Source organism: Cylindrospermopsis sp. CR12 (assembly GCF_001432185.1).
Lineage (GTDB): Bacteria > Cyanobacteriota > Cyanobacteriia > Cyanobacteriales > Nostocaceae > Raphidiopsis > Raphidiopsis raciborskii.
The window spans coordinates 1-1,711 of sequence record NZ_LMVE01000126.1; the positions used below are offsets into that span (position 1 = coordinate 1).

At 42.7% G+C, this 1,711-nt stretch carries 2 protein-coding genes; one reads left to right on the forward strand and one right to left on the reverse strand.

Annotation, left to right across the window (positions count from 1 at the left end; all coding sequences use genetic code 11):
- Positions 1 to 307 (forward strand): hypothetical protein (locus tag ASL19_RS14115; protein ID WP_057178827.1); only part of this gene is annotated, 307 nt, incomplete at its 5' end.
- A gap of 106 nt (positions 308 to 413) precedes the next feature.
- On the opposite strand, the gene ASL19_RS14120 is transcribed toward ASL19_RS14115, so the two are convergent.
- Positions 414 to 1,340, reverse strand: a complete 927-nt coding sequence (locus ASL19_RS14120; RefSeq protein WP_200959876.1) for a Fic family protein — start codon at positions 1,338 to 1,340, stop codon at positions 414 to 416.
- Positions 1,341 to 1,711: the final 371 nt, after the last annotated feature.

A 1,711-nucleotide genomic window follows, 5' to 3' on the forward strand; every position in this document is an offset into this window, starting at 1 on the left:
ATTATTTGGGTTAGCTTGGGACCTACTATATGATTTCCTGCAGAAATACTTATGGGATCATGATTGGCCAGGTGTATTTCAATTCTATGCAGGAATTGTGGAGGGAGTGTTTCTGGGTCTAATTCTAGGGACTATAGGATTACCAAAAATTCCTAGAGCAGAATTTCAGCTAGTAACATTTATTCAACATTATGGACTAGTGTGGTTAGGGATTTATTTATCAGCATGGATAGTCATGCGATTGCTGTTTCCCCGTTGGCGATTTCGCGGTGGGGAATGGCTAGGAAATTGGCCTAAGGGATCTTGAACAGGTTGGGCTGAAACGAAATTTCTACACAGATATTGACAAATCTCCCGGAATATCCATTTATATTTAATTCCGCCCACCCACTTACTCTTGATTTTTTTCAAGTTTAATTGAGCAAATCTTTATATTGGGTAGAAAGTTTATACTTTCTACCTCTGTTTGAAGGGTCAACCATTTCCAGAAACCCACTTTCAACCCAGTCTTTACAAATTTGAGCGCTGGTGCGTGGTTTAAAACCAAACAACTCGCCGATCTGCTTACTGGTAACTACCTCAAACTGCTGAAACAAAGACAAAGCCTTCCTCTGTCTGGGATCTAGTTGCCTAAGTATGGGATCTTGATCTACTGAACCTTGCAATTCAGCTTCAGCCATGCGTTTCAAAACATTTTCAAAGGCGATAGCCATACCCTCCACAAAATACTCGACCCACTTAGTGATGTCAGCTTCCACTCTTCCTAAGTAATAATTGTGAGACTCTCCCACACTGATGGCTTCATAATAAGCAGTTAGGTTTCGAGCGTAGTATTCCTCCAATGAGTACAGACCCTTTAGGTCATATCCTCCTAGATGCAGAATTAAGGTTGTTAGTAGCCGCGCTGTTCTACCATTACCATCGTAGTAGGGATGAATCGTGGCAAACTGGTAGTGGGCAATGCCAGCTACTACGGGACAAGGAACTTCCTGAGACTGATGAATCCACTTCACCATTGCTTTCATCAAAAATGGTACGTCTTTTGCTTCAGGAGGCATATAGACAATTGTACCGTTAGATGCATCCCAAATCACATTTTGCCCATCCCTATAGGCGGAAGGTTGGGCTGTAGTTCTTCCGTCAGACATCACAACAGCATGTAAGGTCTGAATAATCTTTTCACTTACCTGCACACCTGCTGCTACCCATTGTTCAAGCTTTGCCAGGGCGGCGTAGTAACCTTTCACTTCTCGCTCATCTCTGTGCCTACCAGGAAAATGTCCTTCATACTTGACAACATTCTCAATCTCATCTGGTGCGAGGCGGTTTCCCTCGATCATTGTTGAGTAGTGAGTCGTGTATAGCCGCGCTGTCTCGCGCAGGGAAGCCAGCACCATTGCTGTTATAGGTAGATAACAAACTCTTTCCCTCACAGTCTCAATACGCATCAGGAATTTTGCTATCTTCGGGGTAATCGTGTAGTTAGGTGAGAAATTCATCGGCATAATATCGGCACGTTATCTGCATCTAATGGTATTACTATTATGCCGATAACGTGCAGATAATTAGCCCCTAACCAGCACTGAAAGATATTGAACCCTTGCTAGAAGAAATCCATCCCAGCGGAGACTATTGTATAGGGCAAGATATAGAAAAGCTTTTTTTTGTCCATTTCATCTTGAGTATTACCGGGAGATAAAATTTCAAACAC